Here is a 17,408-nt window from a genome sequence, read left to right on the forward strand (position 1 = left end):
CTAACAACGAATCAAAATGCGATACTTCCCCCTTCTAACGGCTTTGGTGATATTTCTTTCTTCTTTTTGGATAACAAAGCGCGAATTACATCCCTACAAGCTGGAGTATCCAACGTCGTTTGGCCGTCGATTCACGATTCCCGACGATAATCCGACGACCGAAGAAGGCGTGGCGCTGGGACGAATGTTGTTTTACGAACCGCTGCTTTCCAGTACCAACACCGTCGCTTGTGCAAGTTGCCACAAACAAGCCAATGCTTTTTCGGACGACCGACAATTTAGCATCGGGGTGTCAGGAAAACCCACTCGTCGAAACTCCATGTCGTTGGTGAATCTGCTGTGGGTAAAGAACTTATTCTGGGATGGGCGCGCCAATGGTCTTGAAAACCAGGCCGTTTTTCCCCTGACTCACCCCGATGAAATGGGACAGTCGCTGGAGGCTTCAGCGAAAAAGTTGGCCAAAACGCGTCGGTATCCTTCGTTGTTTCAGCGAGTCTTTGGCGTATCGAGTATTACGGGTGAACAAATCACCAAAGCGTTGGCGCAGTTTGAACGAACGTTGATTTCTGCTAATTCGCCTTACGACCGCTCTTTAAAAGGTGAAACTACTCTTTTAGCTTCGGAGCAACGGGGGCGGGAGTTATTCATGCGTGGGCCTGCGCCTGAGCGAGGCGTACGCGGGGGCAATTGCGCACATTGCCACGGTGGAGCCAAGTTGATGCAGGAAGTATTTCATAACAATGGTCTTGATAGCATAGCCGTGGCGGACCGAGGAAGGCAAGAAATAACGTCCGATGGTCTGGACAATGGTCGTTTTCGGGTGGTGACTTTGCGTAATATTGCCCTGACAGCGCCCTACATGCACGACGGCCGCTTTGCGAGTTTGGAGCAAGTGCTTGACCATTACAACGAGCACTTTCATTTTAGCCCTAACCTCAGCCACGAGTTGCGTATTTCACACAACGAGCCCACTGGGCAGCGTTTGGGGCTGACTTCCTCCGAAAAAATGGATATTATTGCGTTTTTGCGCACCCTCACTGATTCGACATTTATCACAAACCCTGCGTTTTCGAATCCGTTTGAGACGAAAAAATAATTATTTGATAGCGTTTATACTGAACCAGTTAATGAAAAAAATACTTTTGTTTTTGTGGCTGATGGTGCCGCAGGTATATGCCCAAACGGTGCGCGTTGCCGTAGCGGCCAATGCCCAGTTTGTGATGGAGGAATTAGAGGTCGTTTTTGAAAAAGAAACGGGGATACAACTCGAAGCCATTATTAACTCTTCGGGAAAAATCACGACCCAAATTCAACAAGGAGCGCCGTTCGACGTGTTTTTGTCGGCCGATATGCACTATCCTGACGTACTTTTTAAAGAAGGGTTAACCACTGCCGCTCCCAAGATTTATGCCTACGGAGCTTTGGTTGTTTGGACAATCGGAGCCACAAAGCCCACGAAAGACTTGTCGTTTTTGACCCAACCTTCCATCAAAAAAATTGCCCTTGCCAATCCCAAGCTTGCGCCCTACGGAGTCGCGGCCCAGGAGGCACTCACGTATTATCGCTTGTTTGACAAAACGCAGGAAAAGTGGGTCATGGGGGAAAGTATCTCTCAAGTAAACCAATACATTGTTTCGCAAGTAGTTGAGGTAGGTTTTACGGCCAAATCGGTGGTGTTAGACCCTTCTCTGAAAGACAAAGGAACGTGGATAGAAATAGACCCCAAAACCTACCGTCCGATTGCACAAGGCGTGGTGTTGCTCAAAAAGAAAAACGTTGAACCCAGTTTGGCCGCCCGTCGTTTCTATGATTTTTTGTTTAGTAAGCGCGCGCACGCTATTTTTCGGAAGTTTGGCTACCGAGTAGGGGGCACAACACAAAAATGATGAACATGGATTGGGCGCCAATTTGGCTTACGTTTCGTTTGGCAAGCATTACTACGGTACTTCTGCTGTTGGTTGGGATACCGCTTGCGGCCTGGTTGTCGGCCACCAAAATCAAACTCAAACCGTTGATAGAGGCAATCATCAGTATGCCTTTGGTCTTACCGCCGTCGGTGCTGGGGTTTTATTTTTTATTGGCATTTAGTCCAAACAGTACCTTGGGGCAATGGTTAGAAAAAGCGTTTAACCTGCGATTGGTGTTTTCGTTTGAAGGGCTCGTTGTGGCGTCGATGATCTATAGTTTGCCTTTTATGGTACATCCGATTCAGGCGGGGCTCGAAAACCTGCCGCCGTCTTGGAAGGAAGCATCTTTTACGCTTGGTAAATCGCGTACGACTACGTTATTTCGAGTCTTATTGCCCAATAGTAAGCCCGCGTTGTTGACGGGCATTGTGCTGTCTTTTGCCCATACCATTGGCGAATTTGGGTTGGTGTTGATGATTGGAGGAAACCTGCCAGGGCAGACGCGCGTAGCGTCCATTGCCATTTATGACGAAGTCGAAACGCTCAATTATGCTGCTGCGCACAGTTATGCCGCTTTATTATTGGTCATTTCTTTGGTGATTCTAGTACTTGTGTATCGGTTCAATAAACGCCTGACCGTATGATAGAACTTGACCTACAGCTGCCGCGTCTTTTTGCCGATGGTCAGGGAGAGCTACGTATTCAGCTTTCGTTGGAGTCGCATAGCCTGACGGCTTTATACGGGGCATCAGGGGCTGGAAAAACAACGCTTTTGCGTTTGTTGGCGGGTTTAGAAACGCCCGTTTCGGGGCGAATTGTCGTGGACGGTGATACATGGTTGGATACTTCTTCCAAGATAAATGTACCCGTTCAGCAACGCTCGATTGGCTTTGTTTTTCAAGATTCGGCGCTTTTCCCTAACATGACTGTTCGCGAAAACTTGGCCTACGCTGCCGCGTCGCCGAAAGATGCGTTGATTGATGAATTACTGCAAAAGATTGGTTTAGAGTCGCTTGCGTATCGAAAGCCCGACGCGCTGTCGGGAGGGCAGCGGCAGCGAGTAGCGTTGGCGCGGGCGTTGGTACGGCGACCCAAGGTGTTGTTGTTGGACGAGCCGTTTGCGTCGCTTGATGCTACTACTGCTCAAAGCCTGCGGGAAGTGTTGGGCGATTTGCATCAACAATTCCAAACGACGACGTTGCTAGTCACTCACAGTCAAGAAGACATTCGTCAGTTGGCCGACCGAAAGGTTGAAATCGAGCGTGGACGGGTAAAAACGGACGAAGACAAAGCCCCTGAGCCCACGCCTATGTGGGGTGTCATCACAAAATTAGACCGTGAGAATGGTTATCTCGAAACCGATACGATGCAAATACGCCTTAGTGCTTCTGCTCCTTGGCCCAACGACTTGAAAGTGGGAGATGAGGTGTCGTTGAGTTGGAAACGGCGAATTTAATTCAATGAAAAAGTCTTTGATTTTACCTAAAAACCGCATAAATTGTCGTTTATAAACGTTTTTTACAAAAAATAATCCAGCTATGGCGAATCCAACCTTATCCGAAAAATCATTCATCAAAGCCGCCCAAGAAGGCATTGGGCAAGGAGCGATGACTGTCCAAGGTACAGTCAACAAAATCATTTTATTAGGCGCATTGGTCATTGCTTCTGCTGCGGGCAGTTGGTTTTTGTTTGCCTCCAATCCTGCACTTATCATGCCTTTGGCCATCGGCGGCGCAATTGCAGGTTTTGTGATTGCCCTTATTTTGGCTTTTAAACAACAGCTCGCGCCCACGCTTGCGCCCATTTATGCCTTGGTCGAAGGGGTTTTTGTGGGGGCAATCACGTTGGTATTTGAAAGTATGTACCCAGGCATTGGCTTATCGGCGGTGTTGCTCACTTTTGCCATTTTGGCGGGGATGGTCGGTTTGTACAAAGCAGGCGTCATTCGCGCTACACCCACGTTCAAACGGACGGTGATGGCAGCTACGGCGGGTGTGGCTATTTTTTACTTGGTAGCCATGGTATTACGCATGTTTAGCATCGAAATGCCGCTGATTTATGACACAGGCTGGTTCGGAATTGGCTTTTCGTTGTTTGTAGTGGGGTTAGCAGCCTTCAATTTAGTACTTGACCTCGACAGAATCGAGCAAGGTGCAGCTTACGGCGCGCCCAAATACATGGAATGGTACTGCGCATTTGGGATGATTGTCACCATCGTGTGGTTGTACATAGAAGTACTTCGCTTGTTATCCAAGCTCTCAAGCCGCGACTAGGCGTTCAATTTTTTTAAACATAAAAAAGACACAGGGGGCAACTTCTGTGTCTTTTTTTGTTTGAACCTTAGCAAGTGCAGAATAGTGAAATAGTTATATTTCTTGAGTATTTTTCTGGCTTTCGTTTTTTCGCTAATAGAATCCTGTTTTGTTTATTGTTAACAGATATAATTTAACCAATAATTAATTTGAAAATTTAACTTTCTTTGAAATAATCATTGGAAAATACTCTTATTTGCCATAAACTTGTGCACGTTTATTGCCAAGCAACAAAAGATTTTTCGCTCTTTATAATTGCATATTTTAATTCTGAATGGCCGCAACTATGTAAGAATTAAGCCTCTCTATTTCGTCCTACGAATGCGAGAGAATTATTGGAAAATTACCATTATTACCCAATAACTTAATATAGTTCGCCCATGAGAAAGTTTTTATCCACTCTCTGTTTAGTAGGTGCGATGCTGACATGCTTGGTCAGTCACGCACAAGACCGCGTTTTAAAAGGAAAAGTCCTTGACAAAGACGGCGCTCCACTTCCTGGAACCAGTATCGTCATCAAAGGTACCGACCGAGGTACTTCGGCCAGTTCTACGGGAGAGTTTAGCCTCTCCGCTCCTCCTAGTGCCACTACGCTAGTGCTTTCGTTTATCGGTTACAAGCCCCAAGAGATTGCTATCGGCGCGCAAACTTCGTTCAACATTACGATGGTAGAAGATGCGTCCATTTTGAACGAGGTCGTTGTCACTGCCTTGGGTATTGCCCGTGAAAAGAAAGCTTTGGGCTATTCGGTGCAAGAGGTAAGCGGAAAACAAATGACACAAGCCCGTACTACCAACTTTGTCAATGCCTTGGCTGGAAAAGTGGCTGGGGTACAAATTACGGGCTCGAACGGTGCGCCAGGAGCGTCGTCGCGGATTTTGATTCGTGGTACAAGCTCCATTGGGAGCAACAACCAGCCGCTTTTTGTGGTTGACGGTGTGCCCATCGACAACGGTAACTACGGCTCAGGAACGGGCGTTGACTACGGAAACGGTGCGGCGTCGATTAACCCCGATGACATTGAAAACGTAAGCGTACTAAAAGGGCCAAGCGCAGCGGCTTTGTACGGTTCGCGCGGTGCCAACGGCGTTATTTTGATTACGACCAAAAGTGGAAAAGGCGCGAAAGGTATTGGCGTTTCGGTCAACTCTAACACCGCTTTTGATACCCCTTTCCGTCTTCCTGAATGGCAAAACGAGTACGGCCAAGGAAACAAGGGCTTGTTTTCGTTTGTGGACGGAACGGGCAAAGGTGTCAACGATGGGGTGGACGAAAGCTGGGGTCCTAAAATGGACGGTCGCTTGCTTCCACAGTTTGATTCGCCGCTGGATGCCAACGGAGTTCGTACGGCGACTCCTTTTGTGCCTCATCCTGATAACGTTACCAACTTTTTTGAAACAGGTAAAACTTATACCAACAACATCGCCATCACGGGCGGAAATGAGAAAGGCGATTTCCGTCTTTCGTTTACCAACTTGAGCCAAACGGGAATTTTGCCAAACACCGATTACAAACGCCGTACGGTTTCGTTGAACGCTGGTTGGAATTTGACCAAAAAATTGAGCATCCGCGCAACGGGTAACTATGTGGTGGACGGTAGCGATAACCGCACCAACTGGGGGCTTTATTTTATTTGGTTTGGTCGCCAAGTGGATATGGAGAAGTTGAAAAATTACCAAGCTCCCAACAGCATTTATCAGTACAACTGGAACTACAACTACTGGACAAACCCGTACTACGTGTTGAATTTGAGTACGAAGTTTAACCAACGCGACCGTGTATATGGAAACTTGGCTGCTACGTATAAATTTAACGACTGGTTGACATTGACAGGGCGTTCAGGAACGGACGTGTATATCGACCGTCGCAAAACCAAAAATGCTGCCCGTATCGACAACCTCAACGGTGCGAAACAGTACGATAGCTACAATGAAGAGCAGATTTTTATTCGGGAATCGAACTCGGATGTATTGTTGAGCGCGACCCGCAAGTTTGGTGATTTTGACGTGTCGGCCAACGTGGGCGCTAACCACCGTAGCAATTATTACCAACGGAATTATATGGGGGCGACTGAATTAGCCATTCCGCGCGTGTGGAACCTCGGTAATTCTCGCCAAGCCAAAGTGGCCGAAAACTCTTTCTCTGAAAAAGCAGTAAACAGTGTTTATGCCGCGGCTAACTTCGGATTCCGCAACTATCTTTTCTTGGATTTGACAGCACGAAACGACTGGTCGAGTACCTTACCTGCCAACAACCGCTCGTATTTCTATCCATCGGCGGCATTGAGTGCCATTGTAACCGACATTTTGGGCTTAAACTCCCCTGTATTATCATTTGCTAAAGTACGCGCAGGGATTGCCCGCGTAGGGAACGACACCGACGCCTATCGTTTGATTCAAGCCTACAAATACGAAAATCCTTGGGGTAGCACGCCTTCGTTGTCAGAAAACAACGCGATGTTGAACGCTTCTCTCAAACCAGAGTTAACAAACTCGTACGAAATCGGGGCAGAATTTAAGTTTTGGCGCAACCGCGTAGGTTTGGACGTAACGTACTACAACAAACAGTCGTCGAACCAGATTTTGGACGTAAATATCTCGCAAACAACGGGCTTTAACTCTAAATTGTTGAACGCTGGAAAAATCGAAAACAAAGGAATTGAAGTACAACTCAGTGCTACACCTGTAAAAGTGGGTGATTTTCAGTGGGATGTGGCAGTTAACTGGGCACGTAACCAAAACAAAGTAATCGAATTGGCCGATGGCTTAACAACCTATACTTTAGGAACCGTTCGCGGGATGACCATCGAAGCACGTGTAGGACAGCCTTACGGTACGTTCTTCGGACAAGGTTTTGCCCGTGACCCAAGCGGTAATATCATTTACGATAAAAGTGGCTATCCAACGCTCAATCCAACCCGCCGTATCTTAGGAAGTTTCACGCCAAAGTGGTTGGGCGGTTTGCAGAATACATTTACGTACAAGAGCGTTTCGTTGAGCACCTTGGTTGATGTAAAATACGGCGGGGATATCTTCTCGCAAAGTGTGAACATCGGTCGTTATACGGGGGTATTGGCTGAGACGGTATTAGGGCGCGAAACAGGAATCATTGGCGAAGGAGTTGTTAATACTGGCTCTGCTACCGAACCTGTATATGTACCAAACACAACCAAGATTTCGTCGGAAGAGTGGCACCACAAATACTATGCGTTGACCAACAACGAAATGACGATTTTTGATGGTAGCTACGTAAAACTTCGCGAAGTAAGATTGAGTTACATGCTTAGCAATCAGTTGATTAAAAAATTACCTGTTCGCGATATTACGGTGTCGGTCGTAGGCCGTAACCTCTGGTTGATTCATAGCAATGTGCCACACATCGATCCTGAAACCAGTTTCTACAACGATGGCAATTTGCAGGGAATCGAAAATGGTCAAATCCCAACAACCCGCTCGGTTGGCTTTAACATCAGTTTTAGCTTGTAAAGGTGTTAAGGTCAGACGGTAGTCAGACCGTATTTCCATCGGTTTGGTTGTCGTTTGACCTATCACATAATCATCGGTCTGACTGCCGTCTGACCTATCACATAATTTTTCTATTACGACAATGAAAAGACTTTTTTCTTCTTTCCGATACAAAGCCGCGTTGGCGGCGGTGATGCTGAGTGTCTCGGCGTGCACCGACAAATTTGACGAAATGAATACCAATCCCAATGCCCCAGCTACAGCAACGGCCGACCTGTTTTTGCCGCACGGAATCCAGAGTGCGGTTGATACCTATTGGGGCGGCTCGCTGGGAATGGATATTGGTAACTTAATTCCGCAGTATTGGGCGCGAATCCAATACACCGACATCGACCAGTATTCTATTTCAAGCAGTGTGTATAGCGATACTTGGCAAACGTTCCACATCGAAGCCTTGGCCGATTATCAACGTATTTATAAAATTGGGGCAGAGATTAAAAACCCGAATTACCAAGCCGTGGCCATCATCATGCGCTCGTGGGTGTATTCGCTGCTGACGGATATTTACGGAGACATCCCGTATTCTAAGTCGCTGCAAGGGCTGGAAGGAGAGTTACAACCTGCGTATGACACCCAAAAAGACGTGTATGCAGGTCTAATCAAAGACCTCAAAACGGCCAACGACATGATTGATGCAACGGACAAAACCAAGGCGATTGCGGGCGATATTTTGTTTGCCAATGACGTGACAAAGTGGAAAAAATTTGCCAATTCGTTGAGCCTTCGCTTGTTGAATCGGATGTTGGGCAAAACCGACGCGGCCATTGATGTAAAAGCCGAAATCAACCGAATTTTGAGCGACCCCGCTAAGTACCCTGTGATTGGGTCGGTGTCGGAGAATATTCAGTTAAATTACATTGACGCAACAAACAACAACAATCCGATTAACCAAAACCGCAAAACGCGCGACGATCACCGCGTAAGTGCTACGCTTGTGAATAAGCTGGCGGCCTTGAAAGATGCGCGCTTGGCCGTATATGCCGATAAACCTGCCGACGGAGGAGATTATAAAGGCGTACCAAACGGGTTGTCAAATGCCGATGCCAATACGCTAGGCTTATCGAAAACCTCGAAAGTAGGAGCGTTTTTTGTGAGCGCGACGGCACCGGGCGTAATCATGTCTTACTCAGAATTGTTGTTTATCAAAGCCGAAATGGCTTACAAAGGTATCACAGCTGCGGGTGATGTGGCTACTAACTATACCAATGCCATCACGGCGTCGCATAGCCAATACAAACTAACCGTGGGGACGGACTACTTAGCCGCCAACGCGCTTAAATCAGGAGCCGATGGTTACAAGCAAATCATGGAACAAAAATGGATTGCGATGTACGGACAAGGCGTTGAAGCTTGGACGGAATTCCGTCGTACGGGTATTCCTGAATTGAAACCAGCAGTTATCAACGTAAACGGAGGTGTTATTCCAACGCGTTTGCCCTATCCAGGCTCGGAAGAATCACTGAACTACACCAATTTTAGTGCGGCCTTGAAAGCCCAGGGAGGTGTCAACGACATGAAGCTAAAACTTTGGTTTGCCAAGTAAGTGATTCATACATACATTGTTCTATCCAAAAACCCCAGCTCTTTTGGCTGTGGGTTTTTGGCAATTTACTGATAATTAGGTTTTTTTGATTGTTCATTTGTTTCTCAATAAACTAGTTAACCATTCCCATGAAATACCTTTTCCGTTCCACCCTTTCTGCTTGTTTGGCGGCGGCGACTTTTACCGTTTCGGCACAAGATGACGCTGCTTTGCTAAAAAAAGCAAAAAAAATCCACGACAAAGCCTTTACGCTAGATACGCACGCCGACACGCCGATGCTGCTGGCCCGCGGAGGGTTTGACATCACCAAAGACAACGATGCCCGCACAACCAACAGCAAGGTGGATTATCCACGCATGGTTCGCGGTGGCTTGGATGCCATCTTTTTTGCGGTGTATTTGGGGCAAGGCCCGCGCACGCCCGAAGGCCACGAAACGGCTAAAAAACGGGCATTGGAGATTTTTGATGCGGTTCATACCTCGCTAAAAAATACGAGCTCAATGGCTGCCTTGGCTACAACGCCCGAAGAAGCCATAAAGATTGGTAAAACGGGCAAACGCGCGATTTTTATTGGGGTAGAAAACGGCTACACCATTGGTCACGATTTGGGGATGTTGCAGAAGTTTTATGACTTGGGTACGCGTTATATGACGCTTTGCCATTCGAGCAACAACGACATTTGTGATTCTTCTACCGATTCAAAAGGTGCTGAATACCAAGGGTTAAGCCCGTTGGGTGAGCAAGTTGTGAAAGAAATGAACCGCTTAGGGATGATTATTGACGTATCGCACGTGTCAGATTCAACTTTTTATGATGTGATTCGCCTCTCGAAAGTGCCCGTGGTAGCGACACACTCAGGAGCTAAGGCTATTTGTAATCACCCGCGCAACCTGACCGACGATATGCTAAAGGCATTGGCTAAAAACGGCGGTGTTGTTCAACTCAACTTGTTGAGCGATTACGTTAAAACCATTCCACCAAGTGCCGAAAGGGAAGCGGCGATGAAGGCATTATATACCAAATACAACATCAAAGACCGTCGTGGAATGATGACCTTGCCCGAAGCGGAACAACAAAAAGCCCGCGCTGATTTTATGGAGTTGAACAAAAAATTCCCTGTTCAATTGGCCACGGTTAAAGATGCCATTGACCACATCGACCACATGGTGAAGCTCATCGGTATCGACCACGTAGGAATGGGTGCCGACTTTGACGGTGGCGGTGCTTTGGCCGACTGCTTCGATGTAAGCCAATACGAAAACATGACCATCGAACTTGTGCGTCGTGGGTATTCAAAGAAAGACATTGAGAAAATTTGGAGCGGCAATTTCTTCCGCGTGATGAAAGCCGTAGAAAAAGGCAAAACGGGCGAAGTAAGCCTGAAATAAAAGTAAGTGAGACAACAACGAAAATGAAAAGAGTCGGGCAGTTGCTCGACTCTTTTTTGTGAAAAAAAGCTACCTTCTCGAAAGTTTTAAAACTTTCGAGAAGGGCTGGCATAATTTTTTGCTATTATTGATACTTACCAACGACGATTAATGATGCTGCCTATGTTTTTTCTACGTTCAAAATTACCCCAATTTGTTTTCCTTTTTTTCTTGATAATTGGCTCCTTTGTTGTTCATAGTCAGTCACTTTCTGGAATTAAACTGCCTTCTTTTGCTGAGGACACCCTGAACCGTGTTTCGATGCGAGGAATGTTCTCTCAACTTAACAACACGGCTACCATCAGTGATTGTAAGACGGGGAAAATAGTGCACGTTTTGCCCCAAAAAGCCTACAAAGACCTCATGGAGGCGTACCAAGAAGTGAAACAAACGGGTGAAAATAGAATGTACGTCGAAATACAAGGGTATTTTAACGACAATCGTTCTGAAAAACTCATTGTTGAGGAACTGCGTTTTTACGAGAACACCTCGGTTTGCCCTTCAGTCGCCAAATCTTACATTGCCCGTATGAAAGCCGATTTTGTCGAATATGGTGAAATGACCGTCGGTTGGGGGATTAAATTGGGCATTGCGACCCTGATACTTATTTTGGGATTTGGGCTCATTAATTTTTTGGATAAACCGCTCAAGTCGTTTATCGATAAACGCAGCACCATCGACCCCTCCGTCAAGAGTTTTTTAAAGAGTTTGCTGTTTATCAGTCTCCGAATTACGCTCATTATGGTTGCGGGTGGTTTTTTGGGGATTCGGGTGACGGGGATTGTGGCCCTGTTTAGTGCGGCTACGTTGGCCATTGGTTTTGCCCTGCAGGGGAGTTTATCCAATTTTGCGGGAGGCTTTATCATCTTGCTGATGAAGCAGTTTAAAGTAGGGGAAAAAATCACCGCCCAAGGCTACACGGGGCAAGTGCGTGATATTTTGATGTTTAATACCGTTTTGGATACGGGCGATGGTCGTCGGGTAATGATTCCAAACGGGCCGCTGCTCAACAGCACCATTATCAACCATACCCGAGCGGGATACGAAAAACGGGTACTGAAGATTTTTACTACTTCTGACGTAGATACGGAGCACCTAAAAGCTATTATTTTGGACCAAATGGGCATGCTAAACGATGAAACATTGAAGCTTTCCCCCGATGTAAAAGTCACCGACTGGAACGGCGACCGCCTCGAAATCACTTTGTCGTACCAAACACCTGCGGCACTGAGCGGAGGTGTTTATGAGAAGGTCATTCAACAAATGAACAACCGCCTACGGGCAGAGGGAATCAAACTGTATCCTTCCATGACTACGACCTAGTCGCTATCAAAACACTTTTTGATTATTTGGAAGTCAGTTCATTAGATGATTTTTTGGAAGGTTTTCCTACAGTGACTCGTAACCAAGCTGAGGCTGTTATCGAGTTGGCTGCCAATTTGTTATATACCTATACTAATCACTATGAAGCTGCTGCTTGACGAAGTGGATAAAAACTTGCCCTATCAACAAAATTTGACGGCACTTAATGGTTTTGCAACTTTCAACATCATGTTCTATAATCACTTTGATTATCAATTATCATGACTGTCTAAATTTCGGGGGACACCATATCAAGTATTACGCCCCCACTTTCCCAAAATCTTCAGGCCACTTTACGTTTTTGAGGTAAGTACGAGCCTCATCATTTTTAGTTTTGAGAGCTTCGTCGAGTGTAGCGTAACGCTTTACCTCCTTGGCAGTTTTCTTTTTTGTAGGAGTCTTTTCCATGATTAAGCTAATTTTTGAATCAAAAATGCTTCGTAAACTGTGCCTTTTTCAAAAGGCTGAGGTGTATTGTTAATAAAACCCCAAACGGCAAAATTTCGTTTAAAATCTTCAGAAAATTTGGAGATAACAATTTGATAGAGTCTTGTTCGTGCAGGAGTACTGCCTTTAAAGAACACCTTTGCACCTACAAATTCATCAAAAAATAAAGGTAGTGTCTGAACAACAGTAGCCAGGACTTTCTCCATGTCTTGATTATTACTAACCGTTAAATCACTGATTTGCCCCTGCTCATCTTTATCTACTAACGATAAGTTGAAAATATGATTTTGTTCATCAATAAGTTCATAAGCAATCACCTTATGGATAGTTTTTGTGTCGCTGATGCTGTCAAATTCAAAGATTAGTTCTCGTTTAACTTTTCGGAAAGGGTAGCTTGGCTTGTCCATAAGGGCATCGTTTTCTGTCCAAAGCTATGAAAAGTTTTTACTTTAAAACAATACAACCATACACTAATACCCTAAAAAAATACCCAAACGCATAGGGGGAACGGCGAAGTGCGTTGTCATTGCTAAAAATCAATTAACGTTATTATTTATTCACAGCTATGAAACGAGTATCAGCCATCGTCTTTCTTTTCGGGGTTCTTGCCTCTCTCCAATCGTGTGTTTTTATCTCAGAAGGCACACTTACGCCCCTTGATCCTACGTCCCAAACTTTCAATCTCCGCGATTTTGACCAGCTCGAAATGGGCAATGCCTTTGATGTGCGCGTTCGGCAGTCGGGGCAGTTTAGCATTTCGGTGCGGGGCGACCGCCGCGACGTTCAAGATTTGGACGTGTATGTTGACCGCTCAGGTAAGTTAGTGATGAAATACCGCAATTGGCGCGTTCGCCGCTACGACATGGAAGTGGACATTACGATGCCTACCCTTACTGAGGTTGATTTCTCAGGAGCTACAACTTCGACCATCGAAGGTTTTACCAACGGCCGTACGCTCGACGTCGAATTATCGGGCGCTTCTAAGTCGGTGATTGATAGTGATTGGGATCGTATCAATGTGGATCTTTCGGGGGCATCAGACCTTGTTTTACACGGGCAAGGGCTTACGATTGCGGGCGAATTGTCGGGTGCGTCGCGCGTTGACGCCTTCGATTACCCCGTTGACAACGTTGATTTAGACCTTTCGGGTGCAAGTACCGCGCGCGTACTGGTGGGCAAAACCTTGAGAGTCAACGCCAGCGGAGGCAGTACATTACGCTACCGTGGCACGCCCGAATTGCGCTCCAATATTTCGGGCGGAAGCACCGTAAAGCCAGATTAAGCCAAAAAATTCCTACCTTTGTGGTTCTTAATTGAAGCCGTTATCGGTTATCGGTTATCAGTTATCCGTAGAATATGCGGTTTACTATTAACGGCTAACGGTTAACGGCAATTTAAAAAAATTGCCCAATGAACTACAAAGAGTATAAAGGTCTGGACTACGCGCAGGTGGGGAAAGAAATCCTGCAGTTCTGGAAAGAAAATCAAATATTTGAAAAATCAGTCGAAGTACGGGAAGGCTCACCGTCGTTTACGTTTTACGAAGGCCCCCCATCGGCCAACGGGACGCCTGGGATTCACCACGTGATGGCCCGTACCATCAAAGATATTTTCTGCCGCTACAAAACCCTTCAAGGCTACCAAGTGAAACGCAAAGGGGGCTGGGATACGCACGGCCTGCCGATTGAGCTTCAAGTAGAAAAAGAATTGGGCATTCGCAAAGACGACATTGGGGTAAAAATCAGCATCGAAGATTACAACAAAAAATGCCGCGAGGCCGTCATGCGTTTTACCGATTTGTGGCTCACCATGACCGAAAAAATGGGGTATTGGGTGGACATGGACGACCCGTACGTGACCTACAAAAACGACTACATCGAAACGCTTTGGTGGTTGCTCAAGCAGCTCTATGACCAAGGTCTTTTGTACAAAGGCTATACCATTCAGCCGTATTCTCCAGCGGCGGGTACGGGGCTTAGTTCGCACGAGTTGAACCAGCCTGGTACGTATAAAGATGTAAAAGATACGACCATCGTTGCCCAGTTTAAAGTGAAACTAACGGGTAAATCAGCCTATTTGTTTGACACGGCCGACAGCGATGAGGTATATATTTTGGCATGGACGACAACCCCTTGGACGCTTCCTGCGAACTCGGCCTTGACGGTTGGGAAAGACATTGCGTACGTCCTGATCAAAACTTTCAATCCATATACGTTCTTGCCCATCAATGTGGTGTTGGCGAAAGATTTGGTGGGAAAATATTTCTCGGAAAAAGGCAAAGATGGCGATTTCGCAGCCTACAAGGACGGCGACAAAGTCATTCCTTGGTCGGTATTGATGGAATTCAAAGGCGAACACCTCGAAGACATTCAGTACGAGCAATTGTTGCCTTACGTGCAGCCGCTCCAAGATGCGGATAAAGCTTTCCGCGTTATTTTGGGCGATTTCGTTACGACCGAAGACGGTACGGGCGTTGTGCATACCTCTCCAACGTTTGGCGCGGATGACTTCCGCGTGGCGAAAGCCAACGGCGTGCCTGCCATCATGGTGCGCGACGAAAGCGGCAAAGAAGTACCCATCGTTGACCGCCAAGGGCGTTTTGTCAAAGAAGTAGGCGAATTTGGCGGACGGTTTGTCAAAGAAGAGTACTACTCGACCGAAGAACGCAACGAGCCTGATTTTCGCCCGACGGATGTGCTTATCGCCATCAAATTGAAAGAAGAAAATCGGGCGTTTAAAGTGGAAAAATACGAGCACCCCTACCCACACTGCTGGCGTACGGACAAGCCTGTATTGTACTACCCACTCGATAGCTGGTTTATTGCTACGACTAAGAAAAAAGACCGATTGGTAGAACTCAACAAAACCATCAATTGGAACCCTGAAAGCACAGGAACGGGGCGTTTTGGAAACTGGCTCGAAAACCTCGTGGACTGGAACCTTAGCCGTAGCCGCTACTGGGGTACGCCTCTGCCGATTTGGCGCAGCGAAACGGGCGAAGAAGCCTGCATCGGTTCGGTGGAAGAACTGACCAATGAACTCCAAAAGGCGATTGACAGCGGCGCTCTTAGCCCTGAGCAACAAGCCAAAAATGCGTCTTTCTTGCAATCAAAAGGAACGGAAGCCTTTGATTTGCACCGCCCCTACGTGGACGAAATCTTTTTGGTATCGGCCTCGGGCAAAGTGATGTTCCGCGAGCCTGACCTCATCGACGTGTGGTTTGACTCGGGAGCGATGCCGTATGCGCAGTTCCACTTCCCGTTTGAGAACCTCGACAAGTATCCGCAAAGTATGGGCGGTACGGCAAGCGAAAGCAAAACGTCGTTCCCAGCTGATTTTATTTCGGAAGGAGTTGACCAAACGCGCGGTTGGTTCTTTACCCTCCACGCCATCGCTGGATTATTATTTGATTCAGTATCGTTTGAAAACGTTGTTTCGACGGGCTTGGTGTTGGACAAAAATGGCAATAAAATGTCGAAACGTTTGGGCAATGCCATCGACCCTTTTGAAACGATTGACAAATACGGCCCCGATGCGACGCGCTGGTACATGATTACCAATGCCGAACCGTGGGATAACCTCAAGTTTAACCTCGACGGCATCGCCGAAGTACAGCGTAAATTCTTTGGAACGTTGTTCAATACCTATAATTTCTTTGCGTTGTACGCCAACCTCGATGGCTACAAAGTGGAGCAGTTTAACCGCGTTCCACGCGAACAACTGAGCGAACTCGACCGTTGGATTATTTCAAAAGTTTATACCCTTGTGAAAAACGTGGGTGAGCAGTTTGATGGATACAATCCTACAAAAGCGGGACGTTTGATTCAAGATTTTGTGTGCGACGACCTTTCTAACTGGTACGTTCGTCTCAATCGCCGCCGTTTTTGGCAAGGAGAAATGACCGATGACAAGCGCGCTGCGTACGAAACCCTCCAACATTGTTTGGCGGCAGTAGCACAGTTGATGTCGCCGATTGCGCCTTTCTTTGCCGATTGGCTGTACCGTAACCTCACCGACCACGTACGTGCTGAGTCGATTGAGAAAAACACGCCATTCAAACACGAATCGGTGCATTTTACCGAGTGGCATACGTACGACGAGTTCTGGGTAGATGCCGAGTTGGAGCAATCGATGCAGTTGGCACAAGACATTTGTTCGTTGGTACACTCGTTGCGGAAAGGACACAAAATCAAGGTGCGTCAACCGTTGACCAAAGTGTTGATTCCTGTCTTGAGCGACAAAGTTCGGGAGCAAATCGAGCACGTAGCGCCTATCATCATGAGCGAGGTCAACGTAAAGGGCGTTGAGTTTGTGAGCGATGATTCGGGAATTTTGAAGAAAAAAATCAAGCCAAACTTCAAGGCGCTTGGGCCTAAGTACGGCAAAAATATGAAGGCAGTTGGCGAAGTAATCAACGCCATGAATGAAGAACAAATCCGTGAAATTGAAAGAAACGGACAAGTGACTCTTACTGGCGGCGATACGACGTTTGAAATTCTTTTGGCCGAAATCGAAATTTTGACCGAAGACGTGCCAGGTTGGTTGGTGGCAAGCCAAGGTAGCCTCACCGTAGCGTTGGACGTGACCATCACCGACGAATTGCGCCGTGAAGGAATTGCGCGTGACGTAGTAAACCGCATCCAAAACCTCCGTAAAGACAGTGGTTTTGAAGTAACGGACAAAATCGCTATTCAGTTGGAAAACAACAATGCCGAGCTTGCCGACGCCGTTGCGACCAACAAAAGCTACATCTGCCAAGAAGTTCAAGCCGTTCAACTCGACCTCGTTGCTGACCTCAACGGCAGCGCTTCCGAAATCGAAATGGATGAGTTTTTACTCAAAGTGAAGATTGAAGTAGTATAAATTATCCATTGCGTTCGGGTGAT

The 17,408-nt window shown here is 46.7% G+C and carries 14 protein-coding genes; 12 read left to right on the forward strand and 2 right to left on the reverse strand.

Annotated features, from left to right (window positions below; genetic code table 11):
* The first annotated feature begins 16 nt into the window (after nucleotides 1-16).
* The 10 genes from AC23N5_RS19050 to AC23N5_RS19095 all read left to right on the forward strand — a co-directional run bounded on the left by AC23N5_RS19050 (nucleotide 17) and on the right by AC23N5_RS19095 (nucleotide 12,300).
* Nucleotides 17-1,096, forward strand: coding sequence for a cytochrome-c peroxidase (locus AC23N5_RS19050; RefSeq protein ID WP_487756809.1), 1,080 nt, complete (start codon nucleotides 17-19; stop codon nucleotides 1,094-1,096).
* Nucleotides 1,097-1,127: 31 nt separating this feature from the next.
* Nucleotides 1,128-1,886, forward strand: a complete 759-nt coding sequence (gene modA, locus AC23N5_RS19055) for a molybdate ABC transporter substrate-binding protein (protein WP_487756810.1) — start codon at nucleotides 1,128-1,130, stop codon at nucleotides 1,884-1,886.
* Nucleotides 1,886-2,551: a molybdate ABC transporter permease subunit gene (gene modB, locus AC23N5_RS19060; protein ID WP_487756851.1), complete on the forward strand. Its 666-nt coding sequence runs from the start codon at nucleotides 1,886-1,888 to the stop codon at nucleotides 2,549-2,551. Before modA ends, modB begins: the two co-directional genes overlap by 1 nt.
* Nucleotides 2,548-3,363 (forward strand): sulfate/molybdate ABC transporter ATP-binding protein, encoded by an 816-nt coding sequence (locus tag AC23N5_RS19065; protein ID WP_487756811.1) that lies wholly within the window; start codon nucleotides 2,548-2,550, stop codon nucleotides 3,361-3,363. The genes modB and AC23N5_RS19065 overlap by 4 nt, the downstream gene beginning before the upstream one ends.
* Before the next feature lie 82 nt (nucleotides 3,364-3,445).
* Complete coding sequence (locus AC23N5_RS19070) at nucleotides 3,446-4,180, forward strand: Bax inhibitor-1/YccA family protein (protein ID WP_487756812.1); 735 nt, start codon at nucleotides 3,446-3,448, stop codon at nucleotides 4,178-4,180.
* A gap of 419 nt (nucleotides 4,181-4,599) precedes the next feature.
* Nucleotides 4,600-7,704 carry a SusC/RagA family TonB-linked outer membrane protein gene (locus AC23N5_RS19075; RefSeq protein WP_183974576.1) on the forward strand — a complete coding sequence of 1,035 codons (3,105 nt, stop codon included), beginning with the start codon at nucleotides 4,600-4,602 and terminating at the stop codon, nucleotides 7,702-7,704.
* 121 nt (nucleotides 7,705-7,825) lie between these two features.
* Nucleotides 7,826-9,286 carry a SusD/RagB family nutrient-binding outer membrane lipoprotein gene (locus AC23N5_RS19080; protein WP_487756813.1) on the forward strand — a complete coding sequence of 487 codons (1,461 nt, stop codon included), beginning with the start codon at nucleotides 7,826-7,828 and terminating at the stop codon, nucleotides 9,284-9,286.
* Nucleotides 9,287-9,414: 128 nt separating this feature from the next.
* The gene (locus AC23N5_RS19085; RefSeq protein ID WP_487756814.1) at nucleotides 9,415-10,674 is read left to right on the forward strand and encodes a dipeptidase; all 1,260 of its coding nucleotides are present in this window, start codon (nucleotides 9,415-9,417) and stop codon (nucleotides 10,672-10,674) included.
* Between the two features lie 300 nt (nucleotides 10,675-10,974).
* Nucleotides 10,975-12,036, forward strand: coding sequence for a mechanosensitive ion channel domain-containing protein (locus tag AC23N5_RS19090; protein ID WP_487756815.1), 1,062 nt, complete (start codon nucleotides 10,975-10,977; stop codon nucleotides 12,034-12,036).
* A gap of 141 nt (nucleotides 12,037-12,177) precedes the next feature.
* Nucleotides 12,178-12,300, forward strand: coding sequence for a hypothetical protein (locus AC23N5_RS19095; protein WP_487756816.1), 123 nt, complete (start codon nucleotides 12,178-12,180; stop codon nucleotides 12,298-12,300).
* 33 nt (nucleotides 12,301-12,333) lie between these two features.
* Here AC23N5_RS19095 and AC23N5_RS19100 read toward each other — a convergent pair whose 3' ends face one another.
* Complete coding sequence (locus tag AC23N5_RS19100; protein WP_487756817.1) at nucleotides 12,334-12,483, reverse strand: hypothetical protein; 150 nt, start codon at nucleotides 12,481-12,483, stop codon at nucleotides 12,334-12,336.
* A 2-nt stretch (nucleotides 12,484-12,485) separates the two neighbouring features.
* Nucleotides 12,486-12,929: a DUF6934 family protein gene (locus AC23N5_RS19105; RefSeq protein ID WP_487756818.1), complete on the reverse strand. Its 444-nt coding sequence runs from the start codon at nucleotides 12,927-12,929 to the stop codon at nucleotides 12,486-12,488.
* Nucleotides 12,930-13,087: 158 nt separating this feature from the next.
* Between AC23N5_RS19105 and AC23N5_RS19110 the strand changes: the two genes are divergently transcribed.
* Nucleotides 13,088-13,804 (forward strand): head GIN domain-containing protein, encoded by a 717-nt coding sequence (locus AC23N5_RS19110; protein ID WP_487756819.1) that lies wholly within the window; start codon nucleotides 13,088-13,090, stop codon nucleotides 13,802-13,804.
* A gap of 128 nt (nucleotides 13,805-13,932) precedes the next feature.
* Nucleotides 13,933-17,385: an isoleucine--tRNA ligase gene (gene ileS / locus AC23N5_RS19115; RefSeq protein WP_487756820.1), complete on the forward strand. Its 3,453-nt coding sequence runs from the start codon at nucleotides 13,933-13,935 to the stop codon at nucleotides 17,383-17,385.
* Nucleotides 17,386-17,408 lie beyond the last annotated feature (23 nt).

This window comes from Runella sp. R5_40, assembly GCF_057652295.1.

Excerpts from the sequence above, each read along its gene's own strand:
- AC23N5_RS19100 (WP_487756817.1), bottom strand. The coding sequence starts at position 12,483 with ATGGAAAAGACTCCTACAAAAAAGAAAACTGCCAAGGAGGTAAAGCGT.
- AC23N5_RS19105 (WP_487756818.1), bottom strand. The coding sequence starts at position 12,929 with ATGGACAAGCCAAGCTACCCTTTCCGAAAAGTTAAACGAGAACTAATC.
- AC23N5_RS19075 (WP_183974576.1), top strand. The coding sequence starts at position 4,600 with ATGAGAAAGTTTTTATCCACTCTCTGTTTAGTAGGTGCGATGCTGACA.
- AC23N5_RS19090 (WP_487756815.1), top strand. The coding sequence starts at position 10,975 with ATGCGAGGAATGTTCTCTCAACTTAACAACACGGCTACCATCAGTGAT.
- AC23N5_RS19080 (WP_487756813.1), top strand. The coding sequence starts at position 7,826 with ATGAAAAGACTTTTTTCTTCTTTCCGATACAAAGCCGCGTTGGCGGCG.
- AC23N5_RS19095 (WP_487756816.1), top strand. The coding sequence starts at position 12,178 with ATGAAGCTGCTGCTTGACGAAGTGGATAAAAACTTGCCCTATCAACAA.
- AC23N5_RS19085 (WP_487756814.1), top strand. The coding sequence starts at position 9,415 with ATGAAATACCTTTTCCGTTCCACCCTTTCTGCTTGTTTGGCGGCGGCG.
- ileS (WP_487756820.1), top strand. The coding sequence starts at position 13,933 with ATGAACTACAAAGAGTATAAAGGTCTGGACTACGCGCAGGTGGGGAAA.
- AC23N5_RS19065 (WP_487756811.1), top strand. The coding sequence starts at position 2,548 with ATGATAGAACTTGACCTACAGCTGCCGCGTCTTTTTGCCGATGGTCAG.
- modA (WP_487756810.1), top strand. The coding sequence starts at position 1,128 with ATGAAAAAAATACTTTTGTTTTTGTGGCTGATGGTGCCGCAGGTATAT.
- modB (WP_487756851.1), top strand. The coding sequence starts at position 1,886 with ATGAACATGGATTGGGCGCCAATTTGGCTTACGTTTCGTTTGGCAAGC.
- AC23N5_RS19050 (WP_487756809.1), top strand. The coding sequence starts at position 17 with ATGCGATACTTCCCCCTTCTAACGGCTTTGGTGATATTTCTTTCTTCT.
- AC23N5_RS19110 (WP_487756819.1), top strand. The coding sequence starts at position 13,088 with ATGAAACGAGTATCAGCCATCGTCTTTCTTTTCGGGGTTCTTGCCTCT.
- AC23N5_RS19070 (WP_487756812.1), top strand. The coding sequence starts at position 3,446 with ATGGCGAATCCAACCTTATCCGAAAAATCATTCATCAAAGCCGCCCAA.